This window comes from Rhodococcus sp. FW305-130 (genome assembly GCF_058788335.1).
The window spans coordinates 552,950-571,003 of record NZ_JBYTAP010000001.1; the positions used below are offsets into that span (position 1 = coordinate 552,950).

Consider the following 18,054-nt stretch of genomic DNA (forward strand, 5'->3'; position numbering starts at 1 on the left):
AATCGATAGCCGAGAATCTGCCGTCCACAACATGTGGGCGGCAGATTTTCTGTTCCACGACTTTCCGTTCGACGACACGGCATACGTCGTGAGCATCTGGCATAGTGCCCTCCGTGGCGCAACTGAGAATGGATGGGCACCGGGTACTGGTCGCAGACCTGGTGGGGGACACCATCAAAGCGATCAACGGTTCGATGGTGGCGTACGAGGGTGCGATCACCTTCAAGAACGCCGGTATGGGCGGTGGCGGAGGGTTACGTGCCGCGCTGAAACAGAAGGCGGCAGGTGAATCACTGTCCCTGATGGAAGTCAGCGGACAAGGCACCGTCTACTTCGCGGTCGACGCCCAGGACATCACGATCATCGAACTCGACAACGACGCTCTGCACGTGGAAGCGTCACAGTTGCTCGCACTGGTCGGACAGCTGCGAACCGATGTGAAATTTGCCGGCCTCCGCGGCGCAGGTTCCGGACAGGGCTTGTTCACGACGGTCGTCAGCGGCACCGGTCTGGTGGCCGTGCTGTCGAAGGGCGGACCGATCATCGCGCTCGAAGTCAGCCCGCAGTATCCGCTGGTTGCCGATCCCGACGCATTCGTCGCTCACCGCGGCCAGCTCAACCAGAGCTTCGTCACCGACGTCACCTGGCGCTCCGCGATCGGCGGTGGCAGCGGTGAAGCGTTCTCGCTGCGATTCGACGGATCCGGAGTCGTCTACATCCAGCCCGAGGAGCGCTGAACCATGCCGTTGGAATTGGTGAACAGCAAGGTCGTCAAGTCGACCCTCGCGCCTGGCCAGAACGTGCTCGCCCGCACCGGGTCGATGCTCTACTACACCGGTGACGTCCGCTTCATCCCGCACAGCATGGGCGGTGGGCCAGGCGCCATGCCGAACATGGGCGGTATCGCCGGGATGGCCGGCCGCATGATGTCCGGCGAGCATGCACGCATGATGGCGGCCGAGGGAAACGGTGAGGTCTTCTACGGGCATGCCGGCTTGTATGTCGAGGTCATCCACCTCGACGGTTCGTCGATGCTCACGGTCGAAGCCGACCGACTCCTCGCACACGACGGTTACCTCCAGAGTTCGATAGTCGCTCTCACGTCGCAGGGCGGTGTGCGCGGAGCGGTACGCGGAGCGATGACCGGTCAAGGACTGTTCACGACGCAGTTGCACGGCCAGGGAAGCGTCGCGGTTCTCTCGCACGGGGGCGCGATTCCGTTGCAGGTCGGTCCGAACAATCCTCAGGTCGTCGTCGACCCGCAGGCATACGTGTGCCACATCGGTCAGATCAACGTCGACATCTCCGCGAACGTCGGCTGGCGCGAGGCCGTCGGCAAGGGCTCGGGGGAGTCCATCCAGCTGAAGATGACCGGCGCCGGCACCGTCTGGGTCCAGGCGTCCGAGCAGAAGTTCTGAGAGGGCAACGAGCATGGGTATCGAAATTCACAATCCGGCAACTCTGCCCGCCAACGACAACGTCCCGGGCAACGACTACGCCTTCTGCGTCGAGATGGCCGGACAACCGTGGTTCACGTCCAAGGGCGCGATGATCGCGTACTACGGAAACATCAACTTCGAGCCGCTCGGGCGCACGAGCATGACGGCGATCGTCGCGGCCAGGTTCTCTTCGCCGCTCTACGCGGACGACTGGGTGCTCGCCCAGGGGCAGGGCAAGTTGATCCTCGGCGACCGCGGATTCAACATCAATTCCTACGACCTCGACGACGGCAACCTCACGATTCGCGCGGCCAATCTCCTCGCCTTCGAGACGAGCCTGGACCTCAAACAGTCCATCGTCCCAGGCTTTTTGACGCTGCTGGGAACGGGCAAGTTCCTGGCGTCGTCCAACGGCCCGGTCATGTTCGCGGAGCCGCCGCTGCGCATCGACCCGCAGGCGTTGGTGGGTTGGGCCGACTGCCCGTCGCCGTCCCATCACTTCGATGCGGACTGGATGCAGAGCTTCCTGGGCGCGGTTCGGGGAAGCATGTTCGGCGCGAATACCGGTGAAGAACGCCAGTTCGATTTCACCGGAGCCGGCACGGTGCTGATCCAGTCGAGCGAGAAGGTCGTCCACGACGGGCACCTCCTCAAACACATCGAATCCGAGACCGTTGCACTCGGGCAGAACAGTCTGCGAGCGCTGCACTCCTCGATCGGTGCGCGGCTGCAGAACTGACGTCTCGGGGTACGCGAGGTCTCACCGAGGGGGCCGGTCCGGTAGCGTATGGGCGTAATCGTCGGTATTTGTGTGCGCGCTCTGGGTCTCGAGTCGAACGATCCATCTCGCGTCACGAGGATTGCAAACACTTCACATTGCAAGACCACTTACCTGTGCACGAGCAATACGTGCTCGCGAGAAATACAAGGCTGGAGTAGTAACCCGATGACCGAGGACAGTCACCGCACCGCAGGCGCCTCCTACGCGGCAGCAGGAGTCGATATCGCCGCAGGCGACCGGGCGGTGGAACTCTTCGCCCCTCTGGCCAAGAAGGCCAGCCGCCCCGAGGTCATGGGTGGCCTCGGTGGTTTCGCCGGCTTGTTCTCCCTCAAGGGTGACTACAAAGAGCCGCTGCTCGCCGCATCGACCGACGGCGTCGGAACCAAGCTCGCTGTCGCGCAGGCGATGGACAAGCACGACACGGTCGGACTCGACCTCGTCGCCATGGTTGTCGACGACCTCGTCGTCTGTGGCGCCGAGCCGCTGTTCCTTCAGGACTACATCGCTGTCGGCCGGGTCATCCCCGAGCGCGTCGCGGAATTGGTCAGCGGCATCGCCGAGGGCTGCATCCAGGCCGGTTGCGCTCTCCTCGGTGGCGAGACCGCCGAGCACCCCGGCATCATGGCCGACGGTGACTACGACCTCTCCGCCACCGGCGTCGGTGTCGTGGAGGCCGAGAAGCTGCTCGGACCGGACCGCGTTCGCCCCGGCGACGTCGTCATCGCCATGGGCTCGTCGGGACTGCACTCCAACGGTTACTCCCTGGCCCGCAAGGTCCTGCTCGAGATCGACCGCATGAACCTGAGCGCACACGTCGACGAGTTCGGCCGCACGCTCGGTGAAGAACTGCTCGAGCCCACGAAGATCTACGCCAAGGACTGCCTGGCACTCGCTGCCGAGACCGACGTGCGCACGTTCTGCCACGTCACGGGTGGCGGCCTTGCCAACAACCTCGCGCGCGTCATGCCCAAGGGCTTGGTCGCCGAACTCGATCGCGGAACCTGGAGCCCCGCTCCGGTGTTCGCGATGATCGCGCAGCGCGGACGCGTCGAGCGCGCCGAGATGGAGCAGACCTTCAACATGGGCGTCGGCATGGTTGCCGTCGTGGCGCCCGAGGACGTCGACCGCGCACTTGCCGTCCTGACTGCACGCCACATCGACTGCTGGACGCTCGGTAGCGTCAAGAAGGCGTCGGACGCCGCTGCAGAGCGTGCGTTCCTGGCCGGAGACCACCCGCGCTTCTAGACCGCAACGTCAGCTGCCCCATCGGAGAGATCCGGTGGGGCAGTTTTGTGTGTCCGTACAAGCAGTCGCGAGGCAGAAAATGGAACGCAAAAATGAGGAAGAGCGATCAGCTCTTCCTCATTTCACAGTCTGCGCGGTGGCAGTGCGCGGTCAACGCCGCCAGTCGTCGTAGTCGTCCTCTCGCGCATGCCCTTCCCTATCGGAAGTCTGGTCCGATCGGACACTGCTCCGATGCGAGTTGGTCGATCCACCTGCGAGCTCTCTTTGCAGGCTGTCGAAATCCGTGGTCGGTACGCTGTACTTCAATTCGCGTGCAACCTTGGTCTGCTTTGCCTTAGCCCGGCCGCGGCCCATGGCTGACCCCCTCGCGCTTTCGCGGGGCGGCCTGGGGAATTTGGCGGCCCCGTTTGAGTGTGTAAGTTTCCTGACACACACTCTAGCGTGGAAAAGTCGCTTCCGCTTCCACGAACGCCTCACCGCCGTGTCTGATTGCTCTCACTATGGCCGCGAGCTGCCAGGATGCTGAAAGAACTCGTCAGAACTTTGTGAGAACTGCTCAGAAGTTTCCGGGAATTGCGCGAATCGTCCCCACTCGGGCGTCCCCGCCGAAGACCGGAGCGGATGCGAGAGCCGCCAATTCCTCGGTCCACTCGGTGTTCATTCGCTTGAGCAGAGCTGCCGCCAATGGCAGGAGCGCCCGCTCGTGGCCGTCGTCGATCTTGAGGGCGAAAGCGGAACCGTCTGGAAGCGCTCCGGCGTAGATGCCGTCGTATCCGGTCTTGGAGAACAGACCCGGCACGGCGGACATCAGACGCTGATCGTTGCGGCCCGTGCCCGAGACGAGGAAGGGGTTTTCGCGGACCGCGTCGGCCACAGCCCGTTCGGGGGAGTCCGGCTCGGCCGAGGGCAGGCGTCCGAATGCCCGAGCCAGGTTCGTGAGCGAAAGCGGGACGATCGGGAGACCACAACCGTCGATGCCGAGTTCCTGCTCTTCCTCGCCGCTGAGATCGAAGATCGTCTCCTGGATCGCGAGTTGGAGGGGATGGGTCGGCTCCATGTACGTCTCGAGCGGCCAGTCGTTCACGACGCACGTCGCGAGCATCGCGGAGTGCTTGCCCGAGCAGGTCATGTAGATCGGACTGGGAAGTTCGCCCGCTGCGATCAGTTCGGCTCGGGCCAGTTCGTTGCCCGGCAGATCGGAGGGGCACTGCAACTGGTCGACACCGAGTTGGTAGCGAGCGAGAAGCGCGGCGACCAGTTCGATGTGATCGGCCTCGCCCGCATGTGAGGACGACGCGACGGCCAACTCTTCCGGACTGGTGGGTGCAAAGCCGTTACGAAGCGCAGCGACGGCTTGCAGCGGCTTGTTCGCCGAGCGCGGGTAGATGGGTGTGTGAATCTCCCCGAGTCCGACAACGACCTCGCCGTCGGCGCCGAGAATGACGGCCGATCCGCGATGCACGCATTCGCGGAATCCGGAGCGGACCACTTCCACCAATTCGATACTCACGAGTGCACCTGCGCTTCTGCTTGTTCGATGAACCTCTGGACGCGCGCGGCGACGTTCGGTGCAAGATCGGTGTGTTCTGCGAGGAGCCGTCGGAGTCTCTCGGGGTCGGTTCCGGCGAAGACCTCTCGAACAGTCACGCCGTGATCCGGTACGTGGACTCGGGTGACCGAGTCGCCGGCAGCGATCGTGCCGGTCCGGTTGACGCGAAGGTAGGCGCCGACGTCGGTCCGCTCGGTGAATCTTTTGACCCAGCCCTTTTCCGCGGCCCAGATGCCGAACGTGCCGCACGGGACGCGGGGAGCGGTTACTTCGAGTTCTAACACGTCGGACGCCTCGGCTCCGGTGATGTGCCAACGCTCGCCGATCACGGCGTCCGTGACCAGCATTCCGCTGATGTGGAGGTTCTCGCCGAACCACCCCGGGGCGAGCGGTCGGCCCAACTCGTCCGACCATCGCTGCGCTTCGTCGCGCTGATACGCGTAGACAGCTTGGAAGGCGCCGCCGTGGAATTCGGTGTCGCAGACGTAGTCGCCACCCAGGCCGAGTCGGCCGACCGCTACGCGGCCGTCGACGGGACGCTTGTCGATCGCGGTCCGGGGGACTCGCCTGACGCCACTGTCACGTTCGGTGTGGACGACGCAGACCGCGTCGACCATGCCCGTCACTTTCCGCGCAATCGGTTGACAGCCTCACGTCCGGCCTGGGGTGCGTCGTCCGCGACGATCGAATCCGGATCGATGGACGCAGCGCTGGGGCCGGCCATCAGTTCGGTGTCGACCGGAATGTTGCGCTTGATCAGAGCGAGCGCGATGGGGCCGAGTTCGTGATGATTGACGACGGTCCCGACACGTCCGACTGCTCGTCCGCCCGCCGTGATCGGGTCACCCGGTTCCGGGACCGCTTCGGCGCTGCCGTCGAGGTGCAACATGACGAGATGGCGCGGGGGCTTGCCGAGATTGTGAACCCGGGCGACGGTTTCCTGACCGCGGTAGCAGCCCTTGTCGAGGTGGACGGCGCCGTGTTCGGCCGGCCCGCCGATCCAGTGGACCTCGTGCGGGATCGTCCGCTCGTCGGTGTCCAGTCCGAGGCGAGGCCTCCTCGCTTCGACGCGGAGCGCCTCGAAGGCCCAACTTCCGGCGGGCTTGGCACCGGCATCGGTCAGCTTGGTCCACCACGCCGCCAGTTGCTCACGTGGGACGAGCAGATCGAAAGAGTCCTCGGTGGGCCACGGCATGCGGCGGACGAACCCGCCGTCGGCCAGCGCGAGAGCGTCGTAGGCATCGGTTGGTGTCTGCACGCCGATCGCGGAGAGGACAGCTGGGGATTCGGGACCGACCAGGCTCAGGACCGCGAGTTCGTTGCCGTCTCGAGGTTCGGCCTTGGACCAGAACACCATCTTCTTCAAGAAGGAGAGGAGGTCGGGTCCGCGGTCGGCTTCGGTGTCGATCCAGGTGACACCGGCCAGGTCCGTCTGCACGAAGTGGTGCTCGACGCGTCCGTTGACATCCAGGCTCAGGTTCTCGGCACTCTTGCCGTCGGGGAGCGCGGCGATGTGCTGGCTCGAAATCGTGTGCAGCCACGTGAGGCGTTCGTCGCCGGGAATGGCGATCACGAATCTGTGACTGCGGTCGACCACCACTGCTGCGCGCTGCGCGGTTCGCTGTTCACCGAGGGGATCGCCGTAGTGCCATGCGACACCGATGTCGGCCGAACTGTCCGGTGCGGTGACCGCGCCGGGGGAAGTCAGAAGTGGGCTGTTGGGCACAAGAGCGTTGTCGACCACAAGACCAGTCTAGGAGTGTGGGCGGGATCGCGGTTACAGGGCGGCCCCGGCGGCTTGGCAGATCGTTAGGGTTGATGGCATGCCTGATCGCGTATTGGTGACTCTCGACCATGAGGTGCTCGATGCTGACGCACCGTTTCTGCACGCCGACGACCTGGCGGTGGTGCGCGGCGACGGAGTCTTCGAGACGCTGTTGGTGCGCGACGGTAGGGCGCGGGTGGTCGAGGGACATCTGAGTCGACTGGTTCTGAGCGCGCGGGCACTGGGTCTGCCCGCCCCCGTTCTCGATGACTGGCGTCTGGCGACCGAGATGGCTGCCGAGGAGTGGGGGACAGAGAAGGAAGGCGCTCTTCGTCTTGTTCTGACCCGCGGCCGTGAGAGCGGTGACAAGCCGACAGCCTTCGTGATGGTCGGTCCGGTGGCCGATCGGGTCAGACAGGTCCGCGAATCGGGGCTGTCGGTGATGACTCTCGAGCGAGGTTTCTCGGTCGATCTCTCTGCCCGGGCACCCTGGCAGCTACTGGGCGCGAAGACGTTGTCCTACGCAACCAACATGGCAGCGCTCCGATATGCGGCGAATTTGGGTGCCGACGATGTGATCTTCGTCAGTTCCGAGGGCAATGTGTTGGAGGGGCCACGCTCGACGGTGGTGATCGTTCGGGACAGGACTTTGATCACACCGCCTCCCGCACAGGGCATTTTGATGGGTACGACGCAGCGTGCCCTCTTCGACGTTGCCGGCAGTGCTCGCTTCGATTGCCGATACGAAACCCTCCGACCTGCGGATTTGATTGCGGCCGACGGAGTGTGGATGGTTTCGAGCGTCACGCTGGCCGCACGCGTCCATACACTCGACGGGCTCGCATTGCCAGAGCCGAAGGTCTCCGAGGAATTCGCGGAATTGGTTGAACGTGCAATTGATTCGGATTCAGCAGGGCGATAGGCGAATAGGAATCGCGACAGGTCTCTACTACATTTGGTAGTAGCAAAGTCCTGCGGTCCAAACCGGACAGCAGTACCGTGTCCGCAGGGGCCGAGCGACTGCCCGCGTCTCGAACCCCGAAGCCTGTCCCAGGGCCCTACTCTCGGAGTAGCCAATGGATACTTTGGACGTCTCCAGGTGGCAGTTCGGTATCACTACCGTCTACCACTTCATCCTTGTTCCGCTGACCATCGGACTTGCACCGATGATCGCGATCATGCAGACGATGTGGGTGGTCACCAAAAAGGACCACTGGTATCGGCTCACCAAGTTTTTCGGCAAGCTCTTTCTCATCAACTTCGCACTCGGTGTAGCCACCGGCATCGTGCAGGAGTTCCAGTTCGGAATGAACTGGAGCGAGTACTCGCGATTCGTCGGCGACGTCTTCGGAGCTCCGCTCGCATTGGAAGGCCTGGTCGCCTTCTTCATGGAGTCCGTCTTCATCGGACTCTGGATCTTCGGTTGGGGCAGGCTGCCCAAACTTGTACACCTGGCGTGCATTTGGCTCGTGGCGATCGGCGTCAACGCGTCGGCGTTCTTCATCATCGCGGCCAACTCGTTCATGCAGCATCCGGTCGGTGCGACGTACAACCCTGAAACGGGTCGTGCCGAACTCACCAGCATCTGGGAGTTGTTGACCAACAACACCGCTCTTGCTGCCTTCCCGCACGCGGTTGCCGGCGCCTTCCTGACGGCGGCGACGTTTGTTGCCGGCATCAGTGGTTGGTGGATGGTGCGGAACATGCGCCGCGCCAAGCAGGCTGAGGCCGCCGAAGCCGAGCGTCTCGAAACCGACGCACGAACGATGTACCGCCCGGCAACACGATTCGCCTTGCTTGTCATGATCGTGGCCGGAATCGGCATCATCTACACCGGTGACGTTCAAGGCAAGCTCATGTTCCAGCAGCAGCCCATGAAGATGGCGTCGGCAGAGTCGCTGTGCGACACCGAGATGGATCCGGATTTCTCGATTCTCACCATCGGTACACACAACAACTGTGACAGCGTGACGCACGTTCTGAAGGTGCCGTTCGTTCTACCGTGGTTGGCCGAGGGCAAGTTCACCGGCGTCGAACTGCAAGGCGTGAACCAACTGCAGGAGCAGGCGGAGCAGGACTTCGGACCGGGCAACTACCGACCGAATCTCTTTGTCACGTACTGGTCTTTCCGCGCCATGATCGGCCTCGCCGCCGGTTCGGCAGCACTGGCTCTCGCGGGACTGTGGGTCACACGTAAGGGGCGGGTCCCGGACCAGAAGTGGTTCGGAATCCTCAGTCTCGTCGCGATTCCCACTCCGTTCATGGCGAACAGCGCGGGCTGGATCTTCACCGAGATGGGCCGTCAGCCGTGGGTGGTGCATCCCAATCCGACCGGCGTCGACATGATCAGACTGACTGTCGACCAAGGTGTTTCGGACCACGCGTCGGCTACCGTCTGGGCTTCGCTGATCACCTTCACCCTCCTTTACGGAGCGCTGGGTGTGGTCTGGTTCAAGCTGATCGTGCGGTACGCGAAGGAAGGTCCGTTGGAGCACGACATGCATCCGCCGGGCGATACGGATCATGACGAGCCGGAAGATCCGGACAAGCCCAAACAACTGTCGTTCGCGTACTAGGAGGCGATCATGGGACTTCAAGAAGTATGGTTCGTGCTCGTCGCAGTACTGTTCATCGGTTACTTCGTCCTCGAAGGATTCGACTTCGGTGTCGGAATGCTCATGCCGATTGTCGGCAGAGGCAGTGACCTCCCGGCCGATACGCGTCGACGGGTGGCGCTCAACACGATCGGCCCGGTGTGGGACGGCAACGAGGTGTGGCTGATCACCGCCGGTGGCGCGATGTTCGCGGCATTCCCGGAGTGGTACGCGACATTGTTCTCCGGGTTCTATCTGCCGCTGCTGATCATCCTGGTGGCCTTGATCGTTCGAATCTGTGCCATCGAATGGCGAAGCAAGATCGACGACGACAAATGGCGTCAGCGCTGCGACTGGGGCATCATCTTCGGCTCCTGGGTCCCGGCAGTTCTCTGGGGCGTGGCTTTCGCGAACATCGTTCGGGGCGTGGCGATCAACGCCGACAAGCAGGTCGAGTCGGGATTCTTCGATCTGCTCAACCCGTACGCACTGCTCGGCGGTCTGACCACCGCGCTGGTGTTCGCTCTCCACGGCGCTGTGTTCCTGGCACTCAAGAGTGCAGACGAGGTTCGTGAAGACGCAGTGAAAATTGCTGCACGACTCGCAATTCCGGCTATTCCCGTCGCCGGCGGATTCGTCCTGTGGACGCAGCTCGCCTACGGCAAGGGATGGACGTGGATTCTGGTAGCCGCCGCTGCTGCTGCACTGATCGGCGTCGTCTTCCTGACGCGGGCCGAGCGCGAAGGCTGGGCCTTCGTTCTCACCTGTGTGGCCGTCATCGCCACCGTCGTGCTGCTGTTCGCCTCGCTGTTCCCGAACGTCATGCCGTCGACGCTCGATCCGGCGTACAGCCTGACCATCGAGAACGCGTCGTCGAGTCCGTACACGCTCAAGGTGATGACGTGGGCCGCGGCATTCATGACGCCGGTGGTGATCATCTACCAGGGTTGGACGTACTGGGTGTTCCGACAGCGCATCTCCTCCAAGCAGATTCCGGCGTCGATCGGTCTGCGATTCAAGGAGAAGACGTGGTAGTGGCAAACCCGCAATCACAAAAGATTCGAAACACGAAAGAACTGACGGTCGAATTCACGTGACTATCGAAGTAGGTGACGCTCCCACCACTCGGGAGCGTCGCCGGGGGCCGATCGACCCGCGACTGTGGCGCCATTCCGCCTCTGCGCGCGGCTATCTGATCCTGACGGTCGCTCTGTCGATGGTGAACGTCGTGATGGTCATCGTCGCGGCGCTCATGATCGGCCGAGTGCTGGCCGGAGTGATCACCACTCGAACTGTGGATGTTTCTTCGTGGACAACCGAATTGGTTGTTCTGGCCGCAGCGGTGGCGGTCAGGGTTCTGGGGACCTGGTTGCAGACGAGGTATGCGCACCGGGCGTCGACTCGCGTCGTTGCCGAGATCAAGAACGGCGTGCTGACATCGGCGACGGCGATGAGTCCGCGCGATCTGGATCCTCGGCGTGACGAGATCGCGACCGTGGTCACCCGCGGTGTCGACGGCCTCGGCCCGTACCTGACGGGATACCTTCCGGCTCTGGTCCTGTCGGTGACACTGACGCCCATCACCCTGATAGTCATTGCGGTGCAGGACATGACGTCCGCGGTCATCATTTTCGTGACGCTGCCGCTGATCCCGATCTTCATGATTCTGATCGGCTTGCTGACGAAGGGTAAGTCGGAGAAGACGTTGGCAGCGATGACCACGCTGTCTTCGCAACTGCTCGATCTACTTGCCGGACTGCCGACGCTGCGAGCGCTCGGTCGTCAGCAAGGCCCTGCCGAGCGTGTCCGTGAACTCGGTGACGCCCATCGGCGAACGACCATGTCTGCCCTCCGCGTCGCGTTCCTGTCCTCGATGGTGCTTGAACTGCTCGCAACACTCTGCGTCGCATTGGTGGCCGTGAGCATCGGCTTGCGACTTGTGTACGGGGACATGTCACTCGAGCCGGGGATAGTCGCGTTGGTCCTCGCACCCGAGGTGTACCTGCCACTTCGGATGGTGGGAACCCAGTTCCACGCCGCCGAGGACGGAATGGCAGCAGCCGACAAGGCATTCGAGGTGATCGAGGCGGATTCTGCCGCACCGGAGGGTGGTAGCACGACGGTGGTCGCTCGCGGTGCCGACATCGTCTTCGACGGACTCGGCGTGACCTCTCGTGGGGGAGTCGCACCGTCTCAACTTTCCGCCGTGGCGTTGCCAGGGGCGATCACCGTGCTCACCGGTCCCAACGGCTGCGGCAAGTCGACGGCAGTGCACGCGCTACTCGGACTGATCGAACCGAGCAGTGGCCGCGTGACGGTCGCCGGCGTCGATGTCCGAGACCTGGACGAGCACGCGTGGTGGAGTCAGTTGGCATGGCTTCCCCAGCATCCGGTCCTCCTACCTGGCACCGTTCGTGAAAATCTCGATCTCACCGGGGTCGTCGATGCGCAAGCATTGGCTCGCGCCGCTGCTGCGACGGGATTCGACGCGGTATTGGCCGAGCTGCCTGCGGGTGTCGAGACCGTTATCGGCGTCGGCGGCACAGGTTTGTCGCTGGGGCAGCGACAACGACTGGCGCTGACACGCGTGCTCGCCTCCGACCGCGCAGTTCTTGTCCTGGACGAACCCACCGCTCACCTCGACTCCGATTCGGAAGGGACAGTGTTGGCTTCTCTGAGAGCACGGGCGGAGCGCGGCGACACCGTCGTCGTGATCGGCCACCGTCCGAGTGTGCTCGCCGCAGCTGACCGGATCGTCGAGGTGCGCGCTCATGAGAAGTGACGCTCACGATCCGCTTCTGCGTGCTCTTCGGCTACTGGAACTTCGACCACGACGCGTACTGACTGCGGTGGCCGCCGGTGTGGCAACACTCGGTAGCGCACTCGCCTTGGCGGCGCTGTCCGCATGGTTGATCACGCGCGCGTGGGAGATGCCTCCCGTTCTCGATCTCAGCGTCGCCGTGGTTGCCGTACGCGCGTTGGGAATCTCGCGTGGTGTCTTCCGCTACCTCGAGCGATTGACGACGCACGACGTCGCATTGCGCGGCACCACCGCAGCGCGGTCGAGGATCTACCAGCAGTTGGCGGCGGGAGATCCCGCGGCCGCCGCCGGACTACGACGCGGTGACCTGCTCTCCCGTACGGGCTCCGACGTGGACGCGCTGGGCGACGTCGTCGTCAAAGCGCTGATCCCGATTGCTGTTTCGGTTGTCCTCGCCTTCGCCGCGGTGGGAATCCTGTTGTTCATCTCGATTCCGGCCGCACTCATTCTGGCTGTTGCGCTGGCGGTGTCCGGGATTGCGGCGCCCTGGCTGTCGGCGCGAGCTGCTCGACTTGCGGAGGCCGACAGTTCAGCTGCCGCAGCGCGATTCAGTGCGTCGGCGGTTACCGCGCTCGACCATTCCGCTGAGCTTCGAGTATCAGGTCGCTTGGATCAGGCGGTGAGCGAGGCTGTGTCCGCCGAGAACGAGGTGGTCGATGCAACCGATCGCGCGGCGGTACCGAGTGCCTTTGCCGCCGCTGCGACGCCCCTGGCAATCGGCGTGAGCGTACTCGGTGCCCTGCTGATCGGAATTACGCTGTACGGAACCACCGACATGTCACCGATGTCCATGGGAATCCTTGTACTGCTTCCGCTGTCGGCTTTCGAGGGAACCGCGATACTGCCCAGCGCGGCAGTTGCATTGACCAAGGCGCGGCTGGCGTCGGCTCGCATCATGGCGGTACTCGATCGAGCCGACGCGGAACACGTCGAAGGAAATCGTGCGTGGCCGGAGAACGGGATTCTCAGCGTGCATGCATTGCAGGCGGGTTGGCCCGGGGGAAAGGTGACCGAACCGCTCTCCGTGGATCTTCCTCGCGGTGCCCGCGTTGCCGTCGTCGGGGAGAGTGGATCCGGAAAGACCACCGCACTGATGACGACGGCGGGGTTGCTGCCGCCCGTCGCGGGAACAGTTCGCGTTGGCGCAGTGGATATTTCGGATATCGATCCGGCCGAACTGCGCAAGCACGTGGGGTACTTCGCCGAAGATGCACACCTCTTCGAGACGTCGGTACTCGAGAACCTGCGCGTTGCGCGGGGTGACCTCACCGCCGAGGACGCGGAGAAGGCACTTGCCGCAGTTGGTCTCGGCGACTGGTTGTCGGAACTGCCGGAAGGGCTCGATACCTACCTGGTCGGCGGTATGCGAGCGGTTTCGGGCGGTGAGCGTCGTCGGTTGCTGTTGGCACGCGCGATCGTCTCGCCTGCGGAGGTGCTGCTGCTCGACGAGCCGACCGAGCACATGGACGCGGAGGCCGGCGCTCAGTTGCTCCGCGAGTTGCTCAGTCGCGACGCAACGCTGGTCGATTCTTCGCGAACCGTTGTTGTCGTCACCCACCAACTTCCGGACGGCACAGCAGCTGACCAGGTGATATGCGTCGGAAAAGTTTCTGTGGAAAATACGTTGCCGTCGTCGTGAAGTGGGCGTACTTTCTCCTTTACACAAGGAAGGAGGTGGTCTGAAATTGAAGTACAGACGGACGCGTGAGGTGGCTGCCAGCTAGCCGCAATCGCTGATGGAATTCACTTACCGCGTGAGCGGCCGGCGAATCCCAGGCAGCCACCCGACCCCCGAGCCCCCGATCAGTCCGACCGGGATCCGCGCGAAAGCGTGGGTGTGGCTCGGGGGTCGCTTCGTGCCGTGCGCCTTTATTAACCCCCGGCGGTGAAGAAAGGCCCACAGCGCGGACAAGGATTAGGCCCCCACCATCCACCGCGCTCGAGGATCGCTCTGACCTCGGCTGCAGTTCGGCACGAGGCCCCCTCCACCTCCTCCCAACCGAAGACCAGTGTGGCGTTGCCTGACAGTTCGGATGCGTTACCTCGCCGCCGATCCCGCAGTGCAGTCGCTCGAGAAGAGTGGAAGGCAAAACCGTCGAGTCGAACGATCAGTGCGACACCGCAATTGCGGTAGTCGACGTCCTCGTAGAGAGTTCTCCCGTCGACGAGGACCGGCGATTGCCGTCGTGCTTCCGGCAAACCGTGTGCTCGCTCGACTTCGATTGCGTAGCGATGTTCGAGTACCGACTGGACGCCGCGATCCAAGAGGTCCAATGTCGAGGACAGCGCTTTGACATATCGCCTCGGCCGGCGGCACTCCATTCGGGTGCGTAGTTCCACCCGGGACACCTTGCACGCCGTGGCCGAGCGGACCAGAGAACGAGCGGCGTCGCGAGCCGACGGCTCTGCAACTGCCAGGTCAATTGCGGTGTCGGCCAGCGAAGTACGAGCAGGCTGCGTGGCAACGCCGATGTGGGCCTGAGCGCGTGAACGATGAACGATCACTCCGGGATGGGCAGTGGACCACCCCAACGGAACGGGGCGCGCCGGGGAGCGTTCGGGTCTGACCGTCGGACTCTGACAGCGTGAGGATCTGCCGTATCGGACAGTGATGTGGACCGGCAGTTCGGACTCGATGTGCGTGAGCCCCCACTCTTCAGCAGCAGTCCGGTGACTCAGGTAGGTCTCTCCGCCGCCGAACAGAAGGGCGGCCTCGAGAATCATTGCTCGGTTGAGTGGGCCGTTGGTGCTGGATTGAACGCCGTGGAGGACGGAAGTCCATTGACCCGATTCGACCAGATGTTGGATGCGCCGCGGTGAATAGCCGAAAGGGCGCAGCTGTTTATTGGTCGCGAGCCCGTGCTGGAAGTCGAAGAGTCTTCGGAGATCAGGATCGATGTAGTCGCAGTTCATGCGAATACCGTGAGATCGCGGTCCGACAGGAATCGGTCGAAACTGCCGCTCCAGAGCCCGCCTGTGGAATTTGTCGGTGCCTGTGGATGGATCTGCTGTGCGCCTTTATTAACCGCCGGGGGTTAATAAAGGCGCACAGCAGAACTAGCCGATGTAGCGGGTCAGCCGCGCCGAGAGGCGCGGTTCCAGGCCACCGTCAGACATGATCCGCTCTTCGACGTACGCGAGGTCGCCGCCTTCGACGATGCCGTAGAGGCGCTTCGCGCCGCCGTACAGTGCACCGGACTGGCTGCGGATCACCACGTCGGTGGCAAGTTCCCACGACGCCTGGGTAAGCGCACGGCCGTAGTACATTTCGACGACGCCGGAGCTGTGGCTGAGCAGGAGCTCGACGACTTCCTGGTTGACGCTGCCCGGGATGCCGTCGCCGCCCATGCGCCAGTAACCGCTCTCGCGCAGATCAGGGCTCACGTACTTGCCCTCGGCGTCGAGACGCCAAGATCTGGACTCCCAATTGAGGTAGGGGCCGCCGTCGTGAGAGATGACGATCTGCTGACCGAAGGCGTAGTCGCCGGTCTCGTCGTGCCCTTCACCTTCGCCGCGCCAGACGCCGACGAGGGGGAGCAGTGCGAGGAGTTCGGGATTGATGTCCGGGCCGAGGCGCAGGTTTGCGGTGTCCTCGGGCAACGGAAGGTCCGGCAGGGTCGGAATGTTGAGCGACGCCGTCGACTTGGAGCGCTCGACGGCGATGGCGACAGCTTCGTCCCCGCTGCCGCGCCTTACGGCACCTGCAGCGGCGGAATCGTCAGCGGTCGCGTCGGACCCTGAATCCGGAGCCTGACTCACGACTCGTCGGTGACCAAGCGGTACACGACGTACACGGAGAACCAAGCGATCATGACGGATGCGAGTGCGAGGAGTACCTCGAAGAAAATGACCACGGGTACATCTTAGACCGCGGCGACCGACCGGAAAAATCGGGAGCCGGAATGCAGAAGGCCCCGCACCGAAGGGGTGCGGGGCCGCCTGAAAAAGCAGGAATTACTTGCTGACGGTCACGTCCACGTTGTGCACGCCCGAGCCCTCGGGAGCGACGGTGGATGTGCCGTTGCCCGAGCTGGACAGTGCACGCACGGTCCACTCGCCCGGAGCGGCGAAGAAGCGGAAATCGCCGGTTCCCGATGCCACGACCTCGGCCGTGAACTCTCCGGAGCCGTCGAGCAGACGCACGAATGCGCCGCCGATGGGCTGGCCGTCAGCGGCGAGAACGCGGCCGGTGATGACCGTTTCCTTCTCGACGTCGACGCCGGCAGGCAGGGTCTGCCCCTGGGTAGGTGCTCCACACATGATCAGGCTCCCAATTCGATCGGTGCGCCGACGAGTGAGCCGTATTCGACCCAGCTGCCGTCGTAGTTCTTGACGTTGTTCTTGCCGAGGATCTCCTGCAGTACGAACCAGGTGTGGCTCGAGCGCTCGCCGATGCGGCAGTAGGCGATCGTTTCCTTGGTGTCGTCGAAGCCCTTCTCCGCGTACAGCTTGGTGAGGTCGTCGTCCGACTTGAAGGTGCCGTCCTCGTTTGCGGTGGTGCTCCACGGGATGTTGATGGCTCCGGGGACGTGGCCACGCTGCTGCGCCTGCTCCTGCGGAAGGTGGGCGGGAGCGAGGATCTTGCCGGAGAACTCGTCAGGGCTGCGAACGTCGACGAGGTTCTTGCTGCCGATGGCGTCGATGACCTCGTCGCGGAATGCGCGGATCGAGAAGTCGGGGGTCTCGGCCTTGTACTGCGTGGCTTCGCGGTTGACTGCGTCCTTGGAGAGCGGGCGTCCGTCGAGTTCCCACTTCTTGCGGCCGCCGTCGATCAGCTTGATGTCCTGGTGGCCGTACAGCTTGAAGTACCAGTACGCGTAAGCGGCGAACCAGTTGTTGTTGCCACCGTAGAGAACGACGGTGTCGTCGTTCGCAATGCCCTTGGCGGAGAGCAGGTCCGAGAACTGCTCCTGGTTCAGGAAGTCGCGTCGGACGCCGTCCTGGAGGTCCTTGCGCCAGTCGAGCTTGACTGCACCCTCGATGTGGCCGCCGTCGTATGCGCTGGTGTCCTCGTCCACCTCGACAAAAACGGTCTTGGGGGTGTTGAGGTTCTGCTCAGCCCAGTCAGCGGAGACTAGGACGTCGGAGCGAGCCATGGTGTTCCTTTCGATGTGGTCTTGCATCGGTCGATATCTAGCAGGGGTTCAGCGGGGTTGTGTGGCAAGCATTTTCACGCGGTGGTCGCGCGGCCGGTATTTCGCAGCCTGGCGACGAGTGGGTAGATCTGGCAGCCGAGGCAGATGCCGAACGCGGCGTTGAGCAGGGCCGCGAACAGGGCGAAGCCGGTGGCAACGGTGCCGACGATCGTCGACCCGGCCAGGAAACCGACCGTGCCTGCCAACGCGAAGACGAAGCCGACGAACTGAGCGAAGCGCAACGGCGCCACGGGTTCGCGTTCGCTGACCGGCGAGAGTCGCGGGGCGACGAGCTTGCCGAAGATCTGGCCGTACGGGCTGCGCTTGGGGCCGAGTACCGCTCCGACTGCGAAGACGATCGCCTGCAATGCGAGAACGACGGTGGCGGCGGGCAGAGAGAAGGTCGAGAGGATGAGCGTGAGAACGAGAACGCCGGTGGTGACCCACGCGGCGAACCGAGGTCCGCGGACGTCGACTTGCTCGAGCTGGGCTGTGGTTGTGGACATCGGGAGTGCTCCTGCGCTGGATTGCATGGTGCTTGCCTGGACCGAGAAAAGGGGACGCAAAAGTCCCACTCGGTGGATTGATCACGTGAGCGAAAGCTCGAAGGTCAGAGAGATCTGACGGATGTGGTGATCAGCAACAGGTACAGCAACAGCCCCCGAGGCGGCACAGGTCTACTGCGCGGCGTCGGGTGAGCATCAGCTCGTGGCGGGTTTGCACGT

19 protein-coding genes are annotated in these 18,054 nt (G+C 63.5%); 9 read left to right on the top strand and 10 right to left on the bottom strand.

Annotated features, from left to right (window positions below; all coding sequences use genetic code 11):
* The first annotated feature begins 128 nt into the window (after positions 1-128).
* The 4 genes from AC3WQS_RS02710 to purM all read left to right on the top strand — a co-directional run bounded on the left by AC3WQS_RS02710 (position 129) and on the right by purM (position 3,465).
* Positions 129-737: an AIM24 family protein gene (locus AC3WQS_RS02710; protein ID WP_020970622.1), complete on the top strand. Its 609-nt coding sequence runs from the start codon at positions 129-131 to the stop codon at positions 735-737.
* A gap of 3 nt (positions 738-740) precedes the next feature.
* On the top strand, positions 741-1,418 hold the full coding sequence (locus AC3WQS_RS02715) for an AIM24 family protein (RefSeq protein ID WP_003939918.1): 678 nt from the start codon (positions 741-743) through the stop codon (positions 1,416-1,418).
* A 13-nt stretch (positions 1,419-1,431) separates the two neighbouring features.
* Positions 1,432-2,178, top strand: coding sequence for an AIM24 family protein (locus AC3WQS_RS02720; RefSeq protein ID WP_019745100.1), 747 nt, complete (start codon positions 1,432-1,434; stop codon positions 2,176-2,178).
* Positions 2,179-2,385: 207 nt separating this feature from the next.
* A complete protein-coding gene (gene purM, locus AC3WQS_RS02725) occupies positions 2,386-3,465 on the top strand; it encodes a phosphoribosylformylglycinamidine cyclo-ligase (RefSeq protein WP_003940225.1) in 1,080 nt (359 codons plus the stop codon).
* Positions 3,466-3,615: 150 nt separating this feature from the next.
* On the opposite strand, the gene AC3WQS_RS02730 is transcribed toward purM, so the two are convergent.
* The 4 genes from AC3WQS_RS02730 to ygfZ form a co-directional block, all read right to left on the bottom strand.
* Positions 3,616-3,819, bottom strand: a complete 204-nt coding sequence (locus tag AC3WQS_RS02730; protein WP_003940337.1) for a DUF3073 domain-containing protein — start codon at positions 3,817-3,819, stop codon at positions 3,616-3,618.
* Positions 3,820-4,021: 202 nt separating this feature from the next.
* Entirely contained in the window at positions 4,022-4,975 is a 954-nt protein-coding gene (locus AC3WQS_RS02735; protein ID WP_003940365.1) for an asparaginase, read from the bottom strand.
* On the bottom strand, positions 4,972-5,640 hold the full coding sequence (locus AC3WQS_RS02740) for an MOSC domain-containing protein (protein ID WP_019745099.1): 669 nt from the start codon (positions 5,638-5,640) through the stop codon (positions 4,972-4,974). Before AC3WQS_RS02740 ends, AC3WQS_RS02735 begins: the two co-directional genes overlap by 4 nt.
* The gene (gene ygfZ / locus AC3WQS_RS02745; protein WP_492713018.1) at positions 5,637-6,758 is read right to left on the bottom strand and encodes a CAF17-like 4Fe-4S cluster assembly/insertion protein YgfZ; all 1,122 of its coding nucleotides are present in this window, start codon (positions 6,756-6,758) and stop codon (positions 5,637-5,639) included. The genes AC3WQS_RS02740 and ygfZ overlap by 4 nt, the downstream gene beginning before the upstream one ends.
* A 79-nt stretch (positions 6,759-6,837) precedes the next feature.
* Between ygfZ and AC3WQS_RS02750 the strand changes: the two genes are divergently transcribed.
* The 5 genes from AC3WQS_RS02750 (at position 6,838) to cydC (ending at position 13,833) form a co-directional block, all read left to right on the top strand.
* A complete protein-coding gene (locus tag AC3WQS_RS02750) occupies positions 6,838-7,701 on the top strand; it encodes an aminodeoxychorismate lyase (RefSeq protein ID WP_492713017.1) in 864 nt (287 codons plus the stop codon).
* A 154-nt stretch (positions 7,702-7,855) separates the two neighbouring features.
* Entirely contained in the window at positions 7,856-9,355 is a 1,500-nt protein-coding gene (locus AC3WQS_RS02755) for a cytochrome ubiquinol oxidase subunit I (protein ID WP_020970618.1), read from the top strand.
* 9 nt (positions 9,356-9,364) lie between these two features.
* Positions 9,365-10,408 (top strand): cytochrome d ubiquinol oxidase subunit II, encoded by a 1,044-nt coding sequence (gene cydB, locus AC3WQS_RS02760; RefSeq protein ID WP_003939727.1) that lies wholly within the window; start codon positions 9,365-9,367, stop codon positions 10,406-10,408.
* Between the two features lie 58 nt (positions 10,409-10,466).
* Positions 10,467-12,155: a thiol reductant ABC exporter subunit CydD gene (cydD, locus tag AC3WQS_RS02765; protein ID WP_492713016.1), complete on the top strand. Its 1,689-nt coding sequence runs from the start codon at positions 10,467-10,469 to the stop codon at positions 12,153-12,155.
* Entirely contained in the window at positions 12,145-13,833 is a 1,689-nt protein-coding gene (cydC, locus tag AC3WQS_RS02770) for a thiol reductant ABC exporter subunit CydC (protein WP_492713015.1), read from the top strand. The genes cydD and cydC overlap by 11 nt, the downstream gene beginning before the upstream one ends.
* A gap of 233 nt (positions 13,834-14,066) precedes the next feature.
* On the opposite strand, the gene AC3WQS_RS02775 is transcribed toward cydC, so the two are convergent.
* From AC3WQS_RS02775 to AC3WQS_RS02800, 6 genes are all read right to left on the bottom strand, one after another.
* Positions 14,067-15,107, bottom strand: a complete 1,041-nt coding sequence (locus AC3WQS_RS02775) for a hypothetical protein (RefSeq protein WP_492741395.1) — start codon at positions 15,105-15,107, stop codon at positions 14,067-14,069.
* Positions 15,108-15,251: 144 nt separating this feature from the next.
* Entirely contained in the window at positions 15,252-15,857 is a 606-nt protein-coding gene (locus tag AC3WQS_RS02780) for a heme-binding beta-barrel domain-containing protein (protein WP_170320401.1), read from the bottom strand.
* Between the two features lie 291 nt (positions 15,858-16,148).
* Positions 16,149-16,454, bottom strand: coding sequence for a DUF1416 domain-containing protein (locus AC3WQS_RS02785; protein WP_003939797.1), 306 nt, complete (start codon positions 16,452-16,454; stop codon positions 16,149-16,151).
* A gap of 2 nt (positions 16,455-16,456) precedes the next feature.
* Positions 16,457-17,290 carry a sulfurtransferase gene (locus AC3WQS_RS02790; RefSeq protein ID WP_020908929.1) on the bottom strand — a complete coding sequence of 278 codons (834 nt, stop codon included), beginning with the start codon at positions 17,288-17,290 and terminating at the stop codon, positions 16,457-16,459.
* A gap of 74 nt (positions 17,291-17,364) precedes the next feature.
* Positions 17,365-17,835 carry a DUF4395 domain-containing protein gene (locus AC3WQS_RS02795; RefSeq protein WP_020970613.1) on the bottom strand — a complete coding sequence of 157 codons (471 nt, stop codon included), beginning with the start codon at positions 17,833-17,835 and terminating at the stop codon, positions 17,365-17,367.
* Between the two features lie 130 nt (positions 17,836-17,965).
* Positions 17,966-18,052, bottom strand: coding sequence for a putative leader peptide (locus tag AC3WQS_RS02800; protein ID WP_350318872.1), 87 nt, complete (start codon positions 18,050-18,052; stop codon positions 17,966-17,968).
* Positions 18,053-18,054: the final 2 nt, after the last annotated feature.

Excerpts from the sequence above, each read along its gene's own strand:
- AC3WQS_RS02710 (WP_020970622.1), top strand. The coding sequence starts at position 129 with ATGGATGGGCACCGGGTACTGGTCGCAGACCTGGTGGGGGACACCATC.
- AC3WQS_RS02715 (WP_003939918.1), top strand. The coding sequence starts at position 741 with ATGCCGTTGGAATTGGTGAACAGCAAGGTCGTCAAGTCGACCCTCGCG.
- AC3WQS_RS02720 (WP_019745100.1), top strand. The coding sequence starts at position 1,432 with ATGGGTATCGAAATTCACAATCCGGCAACTCTGCCCGCCAACGACAAC.
- purM (WP_003940225.1), top strand. The coding sequence starts at position 2,386 with ATGACCGAGGACAGTCACCGCACCGCAGGCGCCTCCTACGCGGCAGCA.
- AC3WQS_RS02730 (WP_003940337.1), bottom strand. The coding sequence starts at position 3,819 with ATGGGCCGCGGCCGGGCTAAGGCAAAGCAGACCAAGGTTGCACGCGAA.
- AC3WQS_RS02750 (WP_492713017.1), top strand. The coding sequence starts at position 6,838 with ATGCCTGATCGCGTATTGGTGACTCTCGACCATGAGGTGCTCGATGCT.
- AC3WQS_RS02755 (WP_020970618.1), top strand. The coding sequence starts at position 7,856 with ATGGATACTTTGGACGTCTCCAGGTGGCAGTTCGGTATCACTACCGTC.
- cydB (WP_003939727.1), top strand. The coding sequence starts at position 9,365 with ATGGGACTTCAAGAAGTATGGTTCGTGCTCGTCGCAGTACTGTTCATC.
- cydC (WP_492713015.1), top strand. The coding sequence starts at position 12,145 with ATGAGAAGTGACGCTCACGATCCGCTTCTGCGTGCTCTTCGGCTACTG.
- AC3WQS_RS02775 (WP_492741395.1), bottom strand. The coding sequence starts at position 15,107 with ATGAACTGCGACTACATCGATCCTGATCTCCGAAGACTCTTCGACTTC.
- AC3WQS_RS02785 (WP_003939797.1), bottom strand. The coding sequence starts at position 16,454 with ATGTGTGGAGCACCTACCCAGGGGCAGACCCTGCCTGCCGGCGTCGAC.
- AC3WQS_RS02790 (WP_020908929.1), bottom strand. The coding sequence starts at position 17,290 with ATGGCTCGCTCCGACGTCCTAGTCTCCGCTGACTGGGCTGAGCAGAAC.
- AC3WQS_RS02795 (WP_020970613.1), bottom strand. The coding sequence starts at position 17,835 with ATGTCCACAACCACAGCCCAGCTCGAGCAAGTCGACGTCCGCGGACCT.